We start from the raw sequence: 20,687 nt of genomic DNA, 5'->3' as shown, positions 1-20,687 counted from the left end.
CTTTGACTCCAAGTTGTTTACAATTCATCTTGTCGTTTAGGAATGGATTTTTAATTATTTTCTAATTCGTTTTGAAGTTTGTTCACAAAGTCGTTGAATACTTCTTCATCAACATCTCCCATTTCAAATTCTTTTTTTGCGTCTTTGTTTATCTCTTCAACCCATAGGTTTTTCGCCCTATTATAGTTGCTTTCGATGATTGTTTTGTCGGTTTCTGTAAGCTCATTAATATTGTAATAATGATGAATTAAATTCTTTGCCCACTGCCATTCTCTTTCTTTATAGCTTTCATTGATAGCTTTAAATCGGTCGTTTACGTCTTCAATAGTTTCTAAATCTCCGTTCTTAATAGCTTCAACGAGGTCGTTTTCTTCTGCTATGGGGAGTAAAAGTCCAGCTAAATCGCTCCATTCTTCTATTTCCGCTGATGCGTTTAACTCCATGTTCAAGCCTAAATTATTGGCTTGTTGGAGCATTTTTCCCATATAAAGGGATAACGCAATATCGTAATAAAGAATGCCTTTGCTTAAACTTGACGCTTTTATGACATAGCCTTGATAATTGTATGATGTTGCATTTTCGCCACTAATAGCCTTTAAATTCTCCAAAATTTGTTTGCCTTTCCATATTTCTCCCACAGTAAAAGGCGATAACCAATTGAAGTTAATAATGCTTTTTTGCGCATTCAGAGGGCGCAAATCGCGTTTTGGCCATTTCTTTATATCACGATAAAGACCTACTGTTCCGATGTTTCGTCCTGGAATTAAGTAGTTTGTATCGCTGTATGCCATGAGATAGGAGAACGGAAGCGACTGTGTATTTGGGTGATTCATGATTTTTCCGAAGCAAACCGAAAACGCTCCGATATTGGCTGGCATTACGATATGACTACCACTTGCTGTTTTACAACCACGTTCTAAGGTTCCATAGTGTAATGGTCCCATTTTGTAAGCATGGTTTGAGAAATTAGTAGCTGACCCAGCATTGTAGAACGAGTACATACCGCCTATGAGCAGTGAACTTTTATGGTGCGAAGCCGTGAAAGGACCGCAAAAAGCAGCGCAAGCCTCGCCGTTTGCCATGTATGAATTAGCGAAGAAAACACTCTGCGAAGCAGTAAAACCATTGGAAATTTGACAAGTTTCACCAATAAAACAATCTTGTATTTTCGTACTATTGATGATGCTTGACCCCTCTGAAATGATAGAGTTTTCGCATATTACGCCTGTTCCAATAAACACGTTGGCATGCTGCGAACTAAGAATGGTGCAATCGCTTAACCTGCTTGCCCCTGCAATTTCGCAATCATCGTGTATGATAGTATTTGAAATCTCCTTGGTATTGACAATCTTTACGCCATTGCCAATGGTGCTAACATCGGGTATAAGGCGTGTTATTTCTTCGGCAGCCAAGCGGCGAATGGCGTTGCGCAAGTCTTTATCGTGGGCGTGTTTCACCATTAACGCAGCAAATTGGCTATTCAATTCGGGGAACATAATGATGTTTCCGTCGCCCGCTTCGTTCAAAACCGATATTACATTGCCCTGCCCATAGGTTGCCCCTTCGGTTGTTTCTATGACCGAAACGTTGGCTATGAGGCAGTCGTTGCCGATAGAATAATTGTTAATGTAGTTTCCTATTTTTTCAATCAAGCAGTTGTCGCCAATGCAAACATTGCGCAGTGTAGCGTCATTGATGCCCGAATGCTTAAAAAATCCCTTTGAAACTTCGATTTCTTTCTCGAAAGTTCCCAACCGAATGTCGCCATAAAAGAGGACACGATGTAGGAATTTAGGTTGAAATCCTTCTTCGGCAATCTCAATTCTATCCCAATCCTCAGCCCAACAATTGTTGTTCTCAAGAATGATAATCTCGTCTTCTGTTAATGGTCTGTACATCATACTTTTATATTTATGGAGCGGTTATGGTTCTTTTTCAAGTGCGATTTCTCGCCACGAGCATGTACAAATTTCGCTTTGCTCATTTGCATGCTTTGTGTGGCTTAACGAAATTGTTCGTTTTCTACATCAATGTTATACAAGAAGTCGTTGTAAGGATATTTTTGTACATGCAATTCTCTTACTTTCTTGTATAAAACATCTCTGAACTCGTCTACATTTTCTTTTTCTTTGGCTGAAATGAACAAACAATCCTCGTTCAGTTTTGCCATCCATGTGCGTTTCAATTCTTCAAGCGACACATTTTCTTTGGTCATTGGGGTTAAATCGTCTTCTTCCTTTTCCTCCCAAGTGTAATTGTCTATCTTGTTGAACACTATCATTGATGGCTTATCGGCACATTCAAGTTCCTTCAAGGTTTCGTTTACGACTTGCAATTGCTCTTCAAAATCGGGGTGAGAAATATCTACAACATGCACCAATAAATCGGCTTCGCGCACCTCATCGAGTGTTGATTTGAAGGAATCGACCAAATCGGTAGGCAATTTGCGAATAAATCCTACGGTGTCGGCTAAGAGGAAAGGTAAATTTTCCAATACCACTTTGCGTACCGTTGTGTCTAATGTTGCAAACAATTTGTTTTCTGCAAAGACCTCGCTTTTTGCCAACATGTTCATAATGGTGGATTTTCCGACGTTGGTGTAACCTACCAATGCCACACGAATGAGACGTCCACGATTCTTTCTTTGTGTAACTTTCTGTTTGTCAATTTCTACCAAGCGTTGTTTGAGCAATGTCATACGCTGCAAAATGATACGGCGGTCCATTTCTAATTGGGTTTCACCAGGACCACGCAGACCCACCGAACCTTTACCACCACCAGAACCAGAGCCACCTCCTTGTCGTTCAAGGTGAGTCCAAAGACGTTGCAAACGGGGTAGCATGTAGCGATATTGAGCCAATTCTACTTGTGTTTTAGCACTCGCTGTTTGCGCACGCATGGCAAATATATCGAGAATGAGAGAGGTTCTGTCGAGAATTTTTACCTGCAATTCGGCTTCAATATTTCTCAATTGCTTTGCCGAAAGTTCATCGTCGAAGATAACCATACCGATAGGTTCTTCTTCGTCTTCCTTTTCTTTGATGTATTGTTTTATTTCCTCGAGCTTTCCTTTACCCACATACGAGGTCATATTAGGACCTCCCACACGTTGGGTAAATCGCTTTACGGTAACGGCACCTGCCGTGTCAGCTAAAAATTCAAGTTCATCTAAATATTCAGTCGTCTTGGCTTCGTTCTGTTCTTGTGTGATAAGTCCCACAAGAATGGCAGTTTCGGCTTTAACTTCTGATATAACAAATTCTTTCATTCAGTTTATCTTATATATAATGTGGCTACAAAGTTACTAAAAACTTAATGGTTCATGTCTTTTGCTCGCACGTTTTTTGGGTGATAATTGTTATTTTTTACAAATAAAGAGGGGTTTCTCGGGTGTGTTGTCGAAAAAACATAGTATCATCGTGTGTTTTTAGTGTATCTATCTGCCATTTTTAGAATGTAAATTAATGCAAGTTTTGGGCTTTATTTTATGCAATTTCTAATATTTTAATGCGCTTTGCAAAGTTTTAATAATCAATCAGTTACACGATAGCTTATTTTTTAGTTCAAAAAACCTATTGTTTTGTGCTTCAAAAGAGCCTATTTTGAAGTAGAAAACAATAGGTTTGCGTTGTCTAATATGGGCATGTATATGCAAAAAGAGTGTATATTCGTTATGCTTCTTCCATGTTTGAACTATTATTGCGGTTTGTTTAATTGTTATTTTTTATAAATTGCGCCTTGTTTAGCGTGGAAAATCTTACTTTTGTAGTGCATTAAGCTGTTATTTTACAGTGAGATAAGAAAGAAACGAGTGCGATGTGTAAGGAAGAACAAGCAGAACGAGTGGAAATAATGATTTCTTTGGGTTCGAATACGAATCAAGAAGCGAACATAAAAACGGCTATCGAAGAACTCAAAAAAGAGTTTAATGACATACATTTTACGGAACCTATATGGACAGAACCCATTGGGGTTCAGTCTGATAAGTATTTGAATTGTTTGGCATCGTTTACAACTCAACGCTCGTTAGAGGATTTAAACAAGGTTTTAAAGCGCATAGAAACATCAATGGGCGACTCACACGAAAACCACAAACAGGGCATCGTGCTAATGGATTTAGACGTGATAAAATATGGCAACAAGGAGGTTAAGAAAATTGCTTGGCTGGAATCATAAATATAGGAGTAGCATGTTGATGATAAATCGCTTAAAACTTTGGTGTTTAGCCGTATTGTTTGGCTTGTCAATCACACAAGTTTTGGCTCAAAATTCAGACCCCGACCCTGTGCAATTGGACAAGGCTGTGGCTTATTTCAATTCGGGAAAATATCACGAAGCCTTGCTCATTTTTCAAGATTTAGACAATCGTTACAAGCTAAACGACCGCTTTAAGGCATATATTGGTTTATGTTATTACCATGAATGGGATTATAAAAACGCTGTAAAATACTTAACTTCTGTTATTCCACGACTTGGAATGTTGGCTCCGCACGAGCGTTCTGTTTATTATTTTAGTGCCGCTGAAAGCCATTTTTTAATGGAACAATACAAACTTGCCATACCTTTTTATGAGCAAGCCCTCACGGTTTGTTACGAGAAAGAAAAGGGAGAAATCTATTATCGATTAGGTTTTTGCTATATGTTTGGGAAAGATTGGGAAAAAGCGCGCGATAATTACGTGTTAGCCGAAGAGTTTTTCCGCGCCCATAAGGCTGGTCAAGGCGTTGAGGCTCGCCTCGCTCAAGTCATCAATATGCGCAAAGGGTGTCAAACAAAAATAGATGAGAAGTTGGCAGCCGATAGCATTGCAAGAGCGAAAGCAAAAGAAGATAGCTTAAGAAGCATAGCTGCAAAGATTCCTTTGGACTCTATTATAACCGAAAAGCCTGAGGTTAAAGTTGATACAGCAACAATTTCAAAGTCTGAAAAGCCTATTATCACCACGCAAGATGTAGACGAAAAGACGAAGAAACCAACGCCACCAGTTGATAATAATCCGAAGAAAAAGGCAAAAAAACAGGAAGATGTTGCCCCCATCAATCTTAATGACTTATATAAGAATAAAATCGAAGTGGGAGAATAAACAATTATATTCCAAACGGTATTGCAATTAAAAACTAAATAAATAGAATAAAAGTGGAATTAATAAGTATTTTAAAGAAATGGACGTTGCCAATAGCTATTGCAACAGGTGGTATTGTTTATCTACTATTTGCTTTTATACCCCTACTTGCTCCTGTTTCAGACATATTCGAGCCAGTATTCAACTTTCTGCTACCCATTTGTATGTTCTTAATGCTCTATGTTACTTTTTGTAAAGTAGACTTTCGTAAACTAATTCCTGTCAAATGGCATTTTTGGATAGGAGTATTCCAAGTTTTATTCGTCTTCATTGTGGTGGGCATTATTCTCTTTTTTAAGTTACAAGGCGATGGATTGATACTCATGGAATCTGTATTAGCGTGCATCATTTGTCCTTGTGCATCGGCAGCAGCCATTGTTACGCAGAAATTGGGCGGCAGTATTGAGGATATGACCACCTATACTTTCCTCTCAAACTTTATTTGTGCTGCCCTTATTCCTACTTGCTTTCCATTGATAGAACCCAATGTTAATGTTGATTTTATGGAGTCTTTCCTTATCATTCTTAACCGTGTTTGCATGGTTTTGGTTGCTCCGATGTTGGTAGCCTACTTTACAAAGCATTGGCGCATATTACGTCCACTTTATAATTGGATTATTAGTGTGCGCAACCTTGGCTTTTACTTTTGGGCTTTCACGCTCACTATTGTAACAGGAACGACAGTTAAGAATATCGTTCATGCCGATACTACCGCACTTTTCCTCGTTTTTATAGCCTTGTTGGGACTCTTGCTTTGCTTAATACAGTTTGCTGTTGGTCGGTTTATTGGTCGCTTTTTCGGCAGTACGATTGAGTCTGGGCAAGCCTTAGGACAGAAAAATACAACTTTTGCTATTTGGATTGCCTTCACCTACCTTAATCCTTTGTCGTCAGTGGGGCCAGGTTGCTACATTCTTTGGCAAAACATTATCAATAGTATTGAAATGTGGTATTACGAAAAACACTCTAATAAGGAGTAGTTTTGATTTTTAAATGAATAGGAAGACTCAACAACTTGATTCACATTCCTATAATCGTGGGTATTAGGAACGTGATAAATCACGCCCTTACGGCATACGCCCTTGCTCGTGGATAAGGGTTAGACAAGTTGGATTTTGCAAAAAACGATACCTTGTAAGGGCGTGATTTATCACGTTTCTTTTAATAACTTAATTCACGTCCCAACGGCTAAACGCCCTTATTCACTGATAGTTTTTACACTTTTAAAAAGAACAATTTTATTCTATTTCCTTATAATTTTGGTAGCTTTTAACGTATTTACCATTTTGAAAAAGATGATAACTTGCATAATTTATGGATTTAAGCGGAACGCCTAACAAGTCTTTATGGAATAGTTCGGTATATTTTCCTCTCAATTTGGTTTTATATACTGTGTTGTCTATCATGAGTAAAGGAAAATTACTGCCCACGGAAATAAACGCATCTGCGTAAGTATCCGATACGATTAAAGTTGAATAGCCTTTCGCTTTCATATCGTCTATAAGTGTTTTGGGCGAAATGCAATTCTTTGAGGTACAGAAAGGTACATAACTATAGACCACTACATTTTGTTTTTCTGTAATAAATTGTTTTATCTGCGCTACATTGACGACATAAAGTTTGTTGAAATCGTTTATTTTGGAAATATCTTCCGTACACTTTACTACTTTTTCTTTTTCCTCTTGGGTCAATTGGTTGTAATCAGTGAATATGCCGCTAATACTACAAGCACTTAAAAGTAGGCAAAAAGCAAGGGTTGCAAACGTAAAATAATGTTTCATAATGGTGGAAAGAATGATAAAAGGTGGGGAGTAAAATAAAAGTAGCAAACAGCCCATAGCCATTTGCCACTTTTTTAAGCGTGTTTATGCTTCTTTTTCCTTGTCTGTTAGCTTTGTAGCAGTGATAAAATAGAGTATCAAAGCAATGTAAGCAACGAGGGCAAGCAATTCTGATGTATGGTTTTGCCACCATTCAGCGTGGTCGAACTCAACGCCAAAGAACTTAATCAAGGCTGAAACAACGCCCATTAAAGCACCTCCTGCAATGAAACCAGAGGCAATAAGTGTACCTTTATCGCCACGAAGTTTATTGATTTGTGCGTCCTTAGAACGTGTTGTAACATACCAATTCACCGCGCCACCAATCATCAATGGAATATTCAACTGGATTGGAATGAACATACCCAAAGAGAAAGCCAATGCAGGCACTTTGCAACGGTCTAAAATCAATGCCAACGCAGCACCAATTCCATAGAGAATCCAAGGTGCACCTTGTCCACTCATCAATGGTTTGATAACAGCTGCCATTGCGTTTGCCTGTGGTGCAGCCAACTGACCAGAGTTGAAACCATAAGTTTTGTCTAATACTATCATCACGCCAGCTACGGTTGCAGCTGAAACAATCGTACCGAGGAATTTCCATGTTTCTTGTTTCTTAGGAGTAGTACCGAGCCAATAACCTATTTTTAAGTCGGTAACGAACGAACCAGCCATTGACAAAGCCGTACAAACAACGCCACCCATGAGCAAAGCTGCCAACATTCCAGAGTTTCCTTTTAAGCCTACTGCCACCATAACCACTGATGCTAAAATCAAAGTCATGAGGGTCATACCTGAAACAGGGTTAGAACCAACAATGGCAATGGCGTTTGCAGCTACAGTTGTGAAGAGGAAAGCAATTAAAGCCACGAGAATGATACCTACAACAGCGTGCAATAAGTTGAATTGCATAACGCCAAAGTAGAAAAAAATAAAGGTAATAACCAAAGTGGTGATACTACCGATAGCAATTATCTTAAACGAAATATCGCGTTGTGTGCGGATAGCTTCTGCTTGGTCGGCACCTTTGCCTTTCATTTCGCGCGAAGCCAAACTTACAGCACTCTTAATGATGCCCCAAGACTTAACGATTCCGATGATACCTGACATGGCAATACCACCAATACCAATAGAACGTGCGTAGTTTTTAAAGATTTCTTCAGCACTCATACTACCTACTGTTGCCACAATACTTGGGTCCCATTGATTCAAAACAGTATCGGGGAAAACAAGAGCCATGCCTGGTACAACCAACCACCAAATGGTTAATGAACCCATACAAATGATAAAGGCATATTTAAGACCAATGATGTAACCCAAACCGAGTATGGCAGCACCTGTATTTACCTTGAAAACCAACTTTGCTTTCTCGGCAATGGTTTCACCAAAGCCTATCATACGACTTGTTACAATCTCGTTCCACCAACCGAAAGTGGCTACACTGAAATCGTAAAGACCACCAATTAAACCTGCTAAAAGCAAAGGTTTAGCTTGACTTCCACCCTTTTCGCCACTGACCAATACTTGTGTAGTTGCCGTAGCTTCTGGGAATGGGTATTTACCGTGTTGTTCCTTTACGAAATATTTACGGAAAGGAATTAAAAAGAGGATACCTAACACACCACCAAGGGCAGCAGCGATGAAGATTTGAAAGAAACTGGCTTGCAAATCGAGCATATAAATAGCAGGCATAACGAAGATACCGCCAGCCACAACTGCGCCTGAACAAGCTCCAATACTCTGAATGATGACGTTTTCGCCCAATGCGTTCTTGCGTTTTGTTGCCGAAGACATACCAATAGCGATGATAGCAATTGGAATAGCAGCCTCGAATACTTGACCAACTTTTAAGCCTAAGTAAGCGGCAGCGGCAGAAAAAAGCACTACCATAATTAATCCCCATGATACAGACCATGGAGTTACTTCTGGATAAACCTTGTTAGGGTCCATCACGGGTTTGTACTCCTCGCCCTCATGTAGTTCGCGGAAGGCGTTTTCAGGAAGTTCAATGTTTTGTTTTTCGTTATTTTCCATATTCTTTTGTTGATAATAGTCATGGTTTAGTTGGGTGCTTGCAATGGCTTTTGTCATTTATAGCAGTCGCAAAGATAGATAAAAAATGGGAATATGTATCTTTTTTACGATTAAAATTCCAGTTTTCATAGTTTGATAGGCTATATTTAGCAGTTTTTTATGTAAGTTTGTCGCATGAAAGAAATAGAACCAATCGCTTATTTTCGCTCTCCTTTTCCAACAAAGTTTGGCATTCCTCGCCAAAGTGGTGTCGTAAAAGCGTTGCGAGGTCGTGTTGTTTTTGAACCAAAATTTAGCAAAGAAGAGGCTTTACGAGGCATGGAAGGCTTCGATTATATTTGGTTGATTTGGGGATTTTCTGCCAATGAACGAGAAAAGAGAGCGGAAAGTGATGTAAACAATAGTCTTACTGTGCGTCCACCACGTTTAGGCGGCAACGAAAGGGTAGGGGTTTTTGCTTCACGGTCGCCCTTTCGTCCCAATGGCTTAGGCTTATCATCGGTGAAAATTGTTGAAATAGGCAAAGGATTTATAGAAGTTGCAGGTGCCGACCTTATGGACGGAACCCCTATTTACGATGTAAAACCTTATATTCCCTACGTTGATGCGCATTCAAATGCTCGTGGTGGCTTCACCGATTCGCACGAATGGCAACCGTTAGAGGTGGTTTTGCCCGATAATATACTTGATTTCTTCACCGAAAGCGAGGCAAAAACGTTATCAGATATACTTGCTCAAGATCCACGCCCGTCCTATCAACACGATGCAAACCGCATTTATGGTATGCAATTTATAGACAAAGACGTCCGCTTTCGAGTAGAAAATCAATGCTGCATAGTGGTTGAAATTCTTTGAGTTAGTGTCTTTTCATCAAGTATATAGTGTTTCTTCGTTTTCATTAGCGTTATTCTATACTCATACTCTTGTGAAAGTACTGTGGGAGATAATTTTCAAAATGTATCTAATTGAAAATAAAGAAGTTAGCTTGTTGCATAAACTAAACAGGTAACGATTTGGAAACGAGCGAACTGCTTTTGGTCGCGGGTTTCTGCATTAACAAAGAACGCTTGTTATTCTATTTGCAAAGATAATCATTTGCTTTGAATAACAAGCGTTTTTGATGAAGATTTCTCTCTTTTGCTTTGTCTTCGTTTTGGGGAAAGACAGGGATAACGAAAAGTGGTTACAATCCTCTTCCTCTTTTCTTCTTTTTCTTGGCTTGGTTTCTGAGCCTGTGTTGCCATGCTGTCTCGGCATAATCATCACCGTGTGTCTGTGGGTTGATTAACTCACCTGCTCCGGAAATGATTTCTTTGGCTGCATTTATGGCAGTACTTGCCACATTACCTACGGCTTGTGCAATAGATGAATTTTCATTTGTGTTGGCAGGTGACGTATAGGTGCGGCTGAGAGGAACAAGTTGATAATCTGTATCGGATTGAATTTTGTTCTTTGCCAGCTCATCTGCCATTGTCGTAGCTTTCTTTGGTTCTGTCTTGTTACTTATCTCAAAATTCTTCTGCAAGGAACGATAGCCGAACTCCCTGCCGATTTCAGATGCCTTAAAAGTCTGTCCTCTATATGCGAACTTCAATCCATATATCTTTCCCTGTTTGTTCTTTAAGCGTTCAATGGTTACACCACTCTTGCTAAGGTCGTAGAGGAACATCGAATGCCCTGTGATGCCTGTGCCTTTGTACCTATCAAGTAAAGCATAGCATATCTTCTGTACCTGCTGCTTTGTTTGTTCTCTTGTTGGGCTAGCTTTTATCTTTTTGTGTGTCCTTTCCGTCTTGACTTCCTTTGCGATGGTCATACCATACTTGCGGCTGAGTTCCTCTGCAACCCTTGCTGCCTTGTTACTCACAAAGGTAGTGTCATAAACGTTGCCATACAGACTAATGCGATTGGCGATGATATGGATATGCATATTGTCGGTGTCTTTATGTGTAACCGCCACCCATTGATGGTTGGCAAGTCCCATGCGTATTGCAAAGTTTGACGCAAGGTTACGGACGGATGCAAGACTCAATCTTTTCTCGTCCTGTGGTGCTATGCCGATTTCGATACGCAGGAACTTGTTTCTGCACCGTGTGTTGTAATCGCTGACCATCTTCATTTCCTCGTAGATCTCCTTTGGCGTAGTGCCGCAGAGATTGTGAAAGAGAAGCGTTTTTCCGAGTTTTCCCTCTCTGAAAATATACTCCAGTGCATTACTGCCATGTGCTATTGCTTTACATTTTCCTATCATTCTCCATCAGATTTAAGAGTTTAATTGCCCTTTCCTCAATACGGTATTTGGGATTAAAGAAACGTTTAAAAGCTTCCCTTGCCAGATAGGAAAGGCTTTGGGTAATCAGTACCCACGCATCATCCTTTACCTTGATAAGGTTGGAAATATGCATAAAGAAGTAGGCAGTTCGTCTCAACACCTCTATGGCTTCCTTTTCATTGTCCGTCATCTTAGGAACAGAAATAACTTCTCCACTAAGAAGCATCTCGCGGCAGTAATCAGAGAACTTCCGTCCTGTGCTTTCTGCCTTTGATTTAATTCGTTGCTTTTCCTCTAAGGTGCATCTTACCTTGATGAACTCCGTCTTGTTCATCCGCTGTTCTTTCTTCTCCTGTTGCTGCCATCGGGCAGTCTTTCTGTTGTTTCTGTTCATATAAAAGTCCTCTTTTCGTTATTTCTTAATTTCTGATGGCTGACCGATGAGAACGGAGTGATTACGGTCTAATCTCTCCGACTGTCTGACAAGGGGAGCAAGAGCAGTTTGTGGGTACAAACTGACGTCTTGCAATGTCAGCTAACGAAACGTTTACGCATAAAGCGTTTTGCCGTCCAAAAACGAATGCCGTGCATTCAGTATCTAACTGCGTTCGTGGCATTCCCTCCATTCAATGTATTCAGCAAAAAACTGTTATCGGTACTACCCTAAAACGGTCGAGGATTTTGAGTGAAAGGAACGTCCCTTTTTCTGAAAACCGTCAACCCTTTTCTTACGGCTTACAGTCTTCTCCACTTCTCTATGTCTTCACCATATTCCTCCAGATGCTGACGAACGATGTTCTCCACAAAGCTTGAAAGGTTGCTGCCTCTGTCGCCCAGCCTGCGTACGATGAAGTCGGCACGTTCCTGTGTCTCCCTGCTCAGATAGACCGCCTTTCTCTCGCTTAGCTTTGTTGGAACAAGGAACGCCTGCTTATAGGCTTCGAGAGTCTCCTTTCTCATTTTGGCACTGATGCGTCGTTGAACGGTTGCGCTCTCTGTATGCTGTGCAGGCTCGGATGGCGTGGCATGCTCTATGGCATGTCCTGTTTCTTGTTGTTTTTGCTCTTGAATAGTTTTCATTCCCTTTTCCCGGAATTCAGAGACAGATTGTTCACTTGAATTTTCAGCTTGGCTCATACCAAAAGTTTTTCCTATGAAACGATCTATTTCTTCCATGTTTCTTCTTTCCTTTTTCATCACTCTATCTTATTTTAAGTTTGACTTGTTTTATTTTGTTGCTTGTATTTGGAGTTTTCTCCAACTCTTCCCGTTGCTCACGGACACGTCTGACGTGAAAATCGTTGAGATCTTTGAAGTCTCCATAATACACAGCCATATCTTCTACCTTAAAACCTGTGTTTACAAATTCCTGCACAGCTTTTCGCCCTGCATCGTCATTGTCAAGAAAAGCACGAACGGAGGTTATATTTCTTTCATTCAGGTAGTGGATACTCCTTACTACATTACTCACGGAATTCATCACAAGGCATTGGTTGGAGACCTCCCCTTTCATTGAAAGAAAAGAGAGAAAGTCCATAAAGCCCTCGAACAGACAGACGGGCTGTGCCTTGTCCTCAAATATCGGAGTGATGTTCTTCGGGGCAATCGTTCCCTTGAACGTATTGTTGTCCCGAAGTTCATAACCACCCGAAGAATTGGCAAAGCCGATGGCTTCATATCTCTTTCCCCTTACCTCGTAGTTGATACATTTGAGAAAGGGTGTTGCCTTTTTCAAATTGATGCAACGTTCCTTGATAAGGTATTCCTGCAAATGCGGCGGCAAGGTGTCTGATATGCTTATCAGTCTCCTTGTTTCGCTTGCTTGTCTTGTAGTTGTCTGGTTGAGACCAATACGGGGTTCAGTCTTTGAATAGCTGTGCGCTGTATTATCGGAAGCGTTCTGCCCCAAACGGCAGATGGCTTCCGAGAGCGTACAGCCTTCCAAGCGCATACAGAGGTCGATGATGCTTCCGCCCCTGCCTTCGGCATAGTCTATCCAAAGGTTCTTTTCCCTGTCCACTTTGAAACTCGGACGCGTTTCCTCCCTGAGCGGTGAACGGTACATGGCATAGGCTGGTGTTTTACGGACAGGCCTGATACCCCTCCTTTCGAGATACTCTACGATGGGATATCGCTTGATAAGTGATAAATCTTCTTCTTTCATTGTTTTGATACTTTAATGGGTTGAATGATAATTATTTATGCTTGTCTGTTTTATGGTTTTACCGTTTCCAAAGTTTTCCCCTCCAAACTTTTTCATCATTCTTCTTACTACATACTATTTCGTGATAAATGATTGATAATCAGCAGCATTTTTTAGTATAGGACGATACTACACATACTACTACATTTGGCTACTACAAGTCTGAAGGAGCGGGCATGGCAAGATTTTCCTAATCTTGTAGGCATAGATGGGGCTACCTCCGTTTCTTCGCTTGCTCACCTTTATGTATCCTGCTTTCTTCAAGGCTTCGCCCATACGCTTGGCAACAAGTGGTTGGTGAGTATAAATACCCAAATAGGTGAGTATCTCCGTAGTAGTCATTAACGAATAGTTTTCATCCTCCGTTGGCTTTTCAAAGCAACGCAGCAAAAGTTCCATCTCAGCGGTTTGTACCTGAAAGTCCTCACTCTCTCTGTATAGTTCGGCAATCTCTTCATCATCAAACCAATAGCGGAAACCTGACTTTAATAGGGTTTTGGCTTCAGCATAGACATTGTCCATTGAAATACGCTTGGCTTTCTCTATGTCTATGGATAGAACTTCAAAGGGCAGAAACCTTCTGCTGCCTGTCGGGTCTGTAAGAAAGTCGTTACCGTTCACCGATGCCACGAAGCTTGCCAAGTGGGGATGCTCCTCCACATATTTGTCATACGGCATACGGTACTTGACCATCGGACAGGTGATAAGGTTCTTCAGTTCGTTCTCGTCTCGCTTATTGAGGGCTTTGAGCTGGTCATCTATATTTACGATAAGGTTCTGACCGATATAAGTGAGTGTGTCTTTCTCCTGCGGATATATTTTTCCTGTGTAACTGTAACCGTGCAGTTTGGACGGACAGAGCAAATCGAGAAACGTTGTCTTGAACTTACCCTGCTCACCTGTCAGTACAAGGCAGGTATGGTTACGGCACTCACGGTCGTCCATCGCATTGGCGACCACCGCCACAAGCCATTTGGTAAGATACGGCAACCATTTGTTAGAATTACGGACAACAACGCAGCTTGCCAAATCGGAAATTGCTTTCGGTGAAAAAGAAGGCACATTACTATCCCTACAACCAGCATCATCACAGCTACAGCTATCACCTATATCTATCAATGGCAACCCTTTTAAATACTCCTGAACGGGATTGATACGGGGAGAAAAGCTGCTTTCAATGATGGAATAAAGGTTCTCGGCAGAAGTCGCTATGCCTTCATCGCAATCGAGTTCCCTGCGAAGTGTGTTGATTTCATAACGACCAACCTTTACAAAACGATTATTACCCTTACTGCAATATTCGGTTCTGCCCAATACTGTGTTGTATCTGAACTCATAGTGTGTGGAGAGGTAGGTTTCTATCTCTACGTTCTTGGATGAACTACCCCTTCGATGGGGATTTCTCCTGCTGCCTGTATTGCCTGCATCTGCGTTCTTTTTCATTATTCCCTTGAATTAGTTTCCAAGAGTGAAGTTAGGGTGAGAATGCGTAACTTCCAAGCATTCAGAGCCCTCTTGTATAATGTTGCGCTCGTCCGCTTTAAAATTCTTAGGAGAACAGGCTGTCAAGAAGGGCATTTATAGCCTCATTAAGAAAAAAAATGGATGACAGGAAAGAAAGGTTAACAGAAATACGGATTGTCGTTGTTTGCTTTCAGATGCGGTCTTTTGCTTTGATTACCTTATTAACCTCATTTGTGCAGTGGCAAGAACATCAATCTGTCTCTTTTGTCTTTGTTATAGCGCCACAAGCTGCCACGTGAATGAAAAGTGATGGAATAAGAAATGCCCGATATTAATTTTGCATAAGACAAGCTGCGCTCGGCAAAGGATAAGTGAACTTTCCTCTACACTCGCTTGGATTGTCTTTGCAATAAAAGAAAAAAGACGGGGCAGGAACACGCAAATGTGAACCGATGAAACGGATTGCTCTTTTCCCGATAGTTCCCGATACTTCCCTGCTGTTCCCCACGGCTTTGAGAGGTGTACGCACGCCATTATCTTTGCCGATGGAAACTGGAAAGATTTGAAACAACAAACAATAACAATATAAAATTATGAACTATTACATCATTACAGAAACCAATTGGGCAAAGCTTCGAGATGAAATCTTAAGCCTTGCAGAATGCTGCCACAAGGCATTCGGAGAGAAAAGCAAGCACACGGACTGGCTGCACAACGGCGATGTGTGCCGACTGCTGAACATCAGCAAACGCACTTTGCAGCATTATCGCGATACGGGCGTGTTGCCGTTTACGCAAATCGGGCACAAGTGCTATTACAAGCGCGAGGATGTGGAAGCATTACTTCTTACGAAGTCTAACAAACCTAAAAACAGACAGATATAATGGAAACAGCAAGAGACTTGAACATGGAGACGGACGAGATGCAGCTGGTTGTCTCGGCATTGAGAGGTGTAGGCAAACGGATTGTGGAAGTGTCGGATACACACAAACCACTCTTTGCAGGAGAACTTTTCCTCACGGGCAAGGAAGTGTGCGAGCGACTGTACATCAGTCCCCGTACCTTGCAGGACTACCGAGACAGGAAGATTATCCCTTACACGCAGTTTGCAGGAAAGATACTCTACAAGGCTTCGGACTTGGAAAGGATGCTGGAGGAGAATTACAAAGGAAACGTCATATAGCTTTAACGAAAAATGTGTTTCCGACACACTAAAAGGATACTTTTCATGTGTCGGGAACATTGTTTTTAAGGCTCAAATACGCATGTTTATAATTCACTGGCAATCAAAATCTTACATGGGGAGCTTTGTCTTATAAGAGAATTTCAATAAAGATATAGGGCTAACTCGTTAAGCAACTTTCTGATATGAGGGCAACTTAGTTAATGTCTTATACCTATAATCTCGTGCGGCATACTTACTCAATATTCTCTTCTTTTTTGATAATCTTATTACTTTCAGCAGCTTTCTTCAACCATTCCGATACATTGGGAATGCTGTCAAAAATATCTATTTTGGAGTTTCTTAAATACATATAATCTATACCATAATATAGCTCTTCCTTCTTATTTTTGGGTAACCAAATAAGATGGTGTTTGTGAAGCCAAAGTAAAACAGTATTAGTTTTCTTGATAATCAAGCTTTTAAACTTTGAATATTTCTTTTCTATATTTGAAGGATCATAACATCTAAGTTTCTGATGTATAGCGCCTTTCTCATCCATATAAGCACAGCCACCATTCTGACTATGATTAGCATAACCTACCCCTCTTGAACGAATCATCCTCTCAGTTAGGATTGGCCAAAACATTATCTTTTCGTTAGCATTGAGATAATTAAGAAGATGGTCTTTGCGTACTAATAATGCGCTATGTCCACTTGAGAACATATAGTTGTCCAATACAACAATCTCATTTTTATCATTCACCCATACTCCAACATCATTAGAAAATTTCAATTGGAGCCCATTGAATAACCACTCATTAGGCAGAAGCAGATTGACAAAATCATCGGATGACACATCATCGTCATATGAGAGGGTGTACTGCAAATAAGCAGGTTCCATGATAATTTCATCGAAAATCTTATGTCCTACAGAGAATGGTATTCTTTTGTGGTTCTCAATACTTACAGCATTCTTATAAGCTGTCGACCAATAAAATTCACGAGTAAATACATTGTAAATCTTGTTATTCTCATGAAAGGAACGTCCCTCAATTCCTATATGGTATAAGTTGTCACGCACAGTACTCAAGGCCTCCTTATTGACAACATATGCCTGTATGAAAGTCCATAAATCTCTTATAAGAGCTTTATCGTCATCTGGTTCATGCACAAACTTGCTGTATGAAAATAAATTTACCCATTCAATTCCATCTTCATCAGTAATAAAAACATACTCCCTAATTCTTGGCATATTTTTCCACGTCTTCAACCATTTGAGATCATTTTTCGGTACCGATATATCAAAATCAGGAAGTTTATATTTGCTCTGATAATGTAATGACTTACGTCCAGGATATATTGTAGGGTCAATAGTTCTGGCTCTTCGTACAGGATCAGACCATTCATTACTCCAATCTTTATCAGGGTATTTGTCTAACATCCGAGCCATAATGCGATACATGGCTATCCACTGATATTTCTTTCCTATACGTTCAATTTTGCCATGAGATCGATTATGGCTATCGTTGTTCTTATCGAAGTGAACAAAAACATTAGGATCATATCCATACTCTTCAAATATCATATGTATGGCCCAATTCGACAACATCTCTACATTCTCCCCAAAGCCACCAAGATTAGATTGGAATACATATCTTCCAAAATCTCCATAACTTCTTACTCCATACTCTGGAGCCATAGACGATAATATTGAGTGCTGAACCATATATACGTCTCGTTCATTTTCTGGAACTGTTTTCCAATCTCTATCATACTTTGCAGTAATTTCATCGTTTGAAGGAATGGGAGGTAAGGTCCCGTCTGTAAAGGGAACTTTTATGTGTCCCTGTTCTATCCTTATATCCAAACCTCTACTAATACCAAACTCTACAATATTACAAGCATAGTCACGCACCAAAATGTGTTCAGGTACATGTTTCTTGACGAAGACGTTACTATATACCCACTGTGCAACTGTACAGCTATTTTTATCATCTTGCATTAGGAGTAACGCTCCATAGACAGCACACCACAAACGTTCTTGAATGTAAGGATCATTAACAAAATAGTATTTCTCTAGTAATGGCAGAAGAAGTTTTTTATGCTGAACTAAAATATTTACAATGGCATGTGTAGCACAATCTCTCAGTTCTCGCCAAGTAGTGGATAGTGTCCATACCAAAGTCTCAAGACATGCCTTAGCTATCTGATTATCTATTGATTTAAGAGTGTTGTTCGAAGCTTCACACCCCCATCGTGCCAAATCCAGAACTTTCCTGCCATGCGACCAAGGATCAGAAATTAAAACAGTCCATATAGCGTCTCGTTGCGCCATACTTAAATTCCATAACATATCATACAAGGCAAATCCATTTGAAGCTACATCTGTTCTGTAAGGGCGAGATAATATAATTTCAAACATCAAACCGTATTTGTTTGCTTCCTTTATTTTGCATATCAATTCATCTCCTTTCATGGTGAAACTATCTCGCCACATTGCACTATCAATAAATGATTGATATGCCTCTTCTTTATCATTCTCCTCAACTAGTTCTATCAGTTCTTTATTTTTAATTGAGGGAACAAGAATTGCTAAAGCTTCAGAAAGATTTCCCAAGTTATATTTGAACCATTCTTTGGCTGGTGTATTTGAAATCAGATATTCTGCGATAAAATAATCGCCTATCCTTTCAAAGCCAAAATTTACATATGTGACACCACCGTCATAGACATCTGTTCTTAATAATCCCTCATCTATTAGCAATTCAAAGAATTCGTTGGGCGTCCTTGTATATTTAGCATCCTGTGCCAATCTTTCCATTACAACTTGATATTTAAGATGCCAACGACTACCAGTTGTAACCATTAATTCAGCTACCGAACGCAGAGCTTTAGTTACAAGATTTTGAGCTTTGTTATACTTAAATTTTATCGCTATTTCATGATTGGCATCATCACAATATTCTAGAATAGTTGTCCAGAAATTTGCAAACACCAATGGACGATGACTTTTTTCATGATTGCGACAATACTTGATTAAGAAAAGTGGATTAGAGAATTCTTCTCCATATACAGGCCAAGTTGGTTGGTCTATACCAAAAGATGAGAACATGTACTCACATGCTTCTCTCTCATGTCCTTTGAATCCATGATGCTGATATACTGCGTATTCAGAATTATGAGCAATATCATAAAACCAATTTTTACAATCTGATATACGAAAGCTTATAATAAGACGCAGATACTCACATGAGTCTATACTTTGCAGAAAATCCAACAGAAATTTGTTCCATAACTCATCACCAGCTCCTTCGTTAATTGCATCAATAAATAGCACTACAGGCTCCCCTATTCTCTTACCATAATTATCGAGTTCTTTTAGTAATTTTTCCTTTCTACATTTTATATCCAACAACTCGCGAATTTGGGAGAGAGGGTCTGATGATGCTGTAAAATGTTGCCCTAAAAGTAATATGGATGGTTCATGGGCACGTTTACGTTGAGTAACCATATCGCCTATAAGATGAGACTTTCCCGTACCAGCAACACCCGTAACTATAATTGTATGATGTTTCTTGAACTCAATCCAATTATTGGAAAGCACTTTCTGTAAGGCATGTCCATCTTCACGAATAAAATACCCTTTTGTTCGAATGTCATTTCTATTGTTACTTTCAGAATTGTAACAGAAATTGTTAAATATAGAGAGGAATCCATTTACTGATTCTCTTAATTCAATATAAGAAGTTGCTGTTCCACTTAAGCTGTCCATCTTTTTAACAAGATGCCTACATTGAGCAGAAATTTCAGAGCAAGAAGGTTCTTTGTCTGTACTTATTATAAATGATTTCAATGTATCTCTAAATTTCTCTATTTTCTCTTTTAGTAAAGGCTTGAACCTATCAGTAATGTGCAATGAAGCCAATGCGAAATCCATATCTTCAAATGGGAAGTTACGGTTCTCTGAATAACGCTTATCCAAATTCTTAATCTGCTTGATATTCTGTTCTTCAAACCACTTCTGCGTGGGAATGAAGTTTAACTCTTCATCTATCAAACGACATGCCTCAACTATTTTTTTCCACTCTTCAGGCTTTTTCTTATTAGACTGCCAAAGATACAGAAAATAAGCAATGGCAATTAGCACTGCTATTCCAAAACTCAACCATTCAGAGTTTTGGGACAGAACCCCCAAAAAAGTTATTTCCTTATCAGCGTAACGGAAAGAAATGTGTGCTCTCAGAAGTTGAGGTATAAGACCGGAAAGAGAAGCCTCTGTTGCCATAAAAGTGTAGAACACTTTACGCTCAGCACGCTTCTTCAGAAATCCTACAATTATATTAATCCATTCCTTCCAATTTGCCTTACGCACCTCCTTTATAATAAGAGTGAGTGAAGTAGTTTGTATAATACCCCATAAGAGTAAGGCTAGAAATATACTGAATATGATAATCATTGTGTTGTTTTGTTTATATTTTTAAAGTAGCATTCATTATCCTATGATAGTATGTCTGCTGCTTATAATTTTAATATTTTAAGCGCAAAGGTAGATATTTCTCTTCAGGTATTAGCAACATTAATTAACTTTTCCTGTTTTGCTATTTTAA

Annotated in this window: 15 protein-coding genes and 1 pseudogene; 6 read left to right on the top strand and 10 right to left on the bottom strand. The window is 39.7% G+C overall.

Annotation, left to right across the window (positions count from 1 at the left end):
- Nucleotides 1-50 precede the first annotated feature (50 nt).
- Together DYI03_RS07180 and hflX are read right to left on the bottom strand one after the other, a co-directional pair.
- Entirely contained in the window at nucleotides 51-1,901 is a 1,851-nt protein-coding gene (locus DYI03_RS07180; RefSeq protein WP_021669619.1) for a DUF4954 family protein, read from the bottom strand.
- Between the two features lie 101 nt (nucleotides 1,902-2,002).
- A complete protein-coding gene (gene hflX / locus DYI03_RS07175; RefSeq protein ID WP_004355886.1) occupies nucleotides 2,003-3,268 on the bottom strand; it encodes a GTPase HflX in 1,266 nt (421 codons plus the stop codon).
- Between the two features lie 575 nt (nucleotides 3,269-3,843).
- Here hflX and DYI03_RS07170 point away from each other — a divergent pair.
- Genes DYI03_RS07170 through DYI03_RS07160 form a run of 3 tightly spaced genes read left to right on the top strand, consistent with a single transcriptional unit; the run spans nucleotide 3,844 to nucleotide 6,102 of the window.
- Nucleotides 3,844-4,176: a 2-amino-4-hydroxy-6-hydroxymethyldihydropteridine diphosphokinase gene (locus DYI03_RS07170; RefSeq protein WP_025064532.1), complete on the top strand. Its 333-nt coding sequence runs from the start codon at nucleotides 3,844-3,846 to the stop codon at nucleotides 4,174-4,176.
- 13 nt (nucleotides 4,177-4,189) lie between these two features.
- Nucleotides 4,190-5,083 (top strand): tetratricopeptide repeat protein, encoded by an 894-nt coding sequence (locus tag DYI03_RS07165; protein WP_021669622.1) that lies wholly within the window; start codon nucleotides 4,190-4,192, stop codon nucleotides 5,081-5,083.
- A gap of 53 nt (nucleotides 5,084-5,136) precedes the next feature.
- Entirely contained in the window at nucleotides 5,137-6,102 is a 966-nt protein-coding gene (locus DYI03_RS07160; RefSeq protein ID WP_021669623.1) for a bile acid:sodium symporter family protein, read from the top strand.
- Between the two features lie 258 nt (nucleotides 6,103-6,360).
- Here the strand turns inward: DYI03_RS07160 and DYI03_RS07155 are convergent, their stop codons facing one another.
- Both DYI03_RS07155 and DYI03_RS07150 read right to left on the bottom strand, forming a co-directional pair.
- Nucleotides 6,361-6,903, bottom strand: coding sequence for a hypothetical protein (locus DYI03_RS07155; protein WP_021669624.1), 543 nt, complete (start codon nucleotides 6,901-6,903; stop codon nucleotides 6,361-6,363).
- 84 nt (nucleotides 6,904-6,987) lie between these two features.
- Nucleotides 6,988-8,976, bottom strand: coding sequence for an OPT family oligopeptide transporter (locus DYI03_RS07150; RefSeq protein WP_036870367.1), 1,989 nt, complete (start codon nucleotides 8,974-8,976; stop codon nucleotides 6,988-6,990).
- A 174-nt stretch (nucleotides 8,977-9,150) separates the two neighbouring features.
- Between DYI03_RS07150 and tsaA the strand changes: the two genes are divergently transcribed.
- Complete coding sequence (gene tsaA / locus DYI03_RS07145) at nucleotides 9,151-9,831, top strand: tRNA (N6-threonylcarbamoyladenosine(37)-N6)-methyltransferase TrmO (RefSeq protein ID WP_021669626.1); 681 nt, start codon at nucleotides 9,151-9,153, stop codon at nucleotides 9,829-9,831.
- A gap of 328 nt (nucleotides 9,832-10,159) precedes the next feature.
- Here the strand turns inward: tsaA and DYI03_RS07140 are convergent, their stop codons facing one another.
- The 5 genes and pseudogenes from DYI03_RS07140 to DYI03_RS07120 all read right to left on the bottom strand — a co-directional run bounded on the left by DYI03_RS07140 (nucleotide 10,160) and on the right by DYI03_RS07120 (nucleotide 15,029).
- The gene (locus DYI03_RS07140; RefSeq protein WP_021669627.1) at nucleotides 10,160-11,227 is read right to left on the bottom strand and encodes a relaxase/mobilization nuclease domain-containing protein; all 1,068 of its coding nucleotides are present in this window, start codon (nucleotides 11,225-11,227) and stop codon (nucleotides 10,160-10,162) included.
- A complete protein-coding gene (locus DYI03_RS07135; protein WP_004346518.1) occupies nucleotides 11,211-11,642 on the bottom strand; it encodes a plasmid mobilization protein in 432 nt (143 codons plus the stop codon). The genes DYI03_RS07140 and DYI03_RS07135 overlap by 17 nt, the downstream gene beginning before the upstream one ends.
- A gap of 341 nt (nucleotides 11,643-11,983) precedes the next feature.
- A complete protein-coding gene (locus tag DYI03_RS07130; protein ID WP_021669629.1) occupies nucleotides 11,984-12,445 on the bottom strand; it encodes a DUF3408 domain-containing protein in 462 nt (153 codons plus the stop codon).
- Between the two features lie 4 nt (nucleotides 12,446-12,449).
- The gene (locus tag DYI03_RS07125) at nucleotides 12,450-13,412 is read right to left on the bottom strand and encodes a toprim domain-containing protein (protein ID WP_025064530.1); all 963 of its coding nucleotides are present in this window, start codon (nucleotides 13,410-13,412) and stop codon (nucleotides 12,450-12,452) included.
- A 180-nt stretch (nucleotides 13,413-13,592) separates the two neighbouring features.
- A pseudogene (locus DYI03_RS07120) lies at nucleotides 13,593-15,029 on the bottom strand (virulence-associated E family protein).
- Nucleotides 15,030-15,508: 479 nt separating this feature from the next.
- Between DYI03_RS07120 and DYI03_RS07115 the strand changes: the two are divergent.
- On the top strand, nucleotides 15,509-15,799 hold the full coding sequence (locus DYI03_RS07115) for a helix-turn-helix domain-containing protein (RefSeq protein ID WP_019967629.1): 291 nt from the start codon (nucleotides 15,509-15,511) through the stop codon (nucleotides 15,797-15,799).
- Nucleotides 15,796-16,098 (top strand): helix-turn-helix domain-containing protein, encoded by a 303-nt coding sequence (locus DYI03_RS07110; protein ID WP_025064529.1) that lies wholly within the window; start codon nucleotides 15,796-15,798, stop codon nucleotides 16,096-16,098. Before DYI03_RS07115 ends, DYI03_RS07110 begins: the two co-directional genes overlap by 4 nt.
- Nucleotides 16,099-16,333: 235 nt before the next feature.
- Here the strand turns inward: DYI03_RS07110 and DYI03_RS07105 are convergent, their stop codons facing one another.
- Complete coding sequence (locus DYI03_RS07105; RefSeq protein ID WP_021669636.1) at nucleotides 16,334-20,536, bottom strand: NACHT domain-containing protein; 4,203 nt, start codon at nucleotides 20,534-20,536, stop codon at nucleotides 16,334-16,336.
- Nucleotides 20,537-20,687 lie beyond the last annotated feature (151 nt).

The organism is Prevotella disiens (assembly GCF_900454955.1).
In the GTDB taxonomy this organism is placed as follows: domain Bacteria; phylum Bacteroidota; class Bacteroidia; order Bacteroidales; family Bacteroidaceae; genus Prevotella; species Prevotella disiens.
Note: the sequence above shows the minus strand (reverse complement) of the source record. Positions and strands in the feature narration are given on the sequence as shown.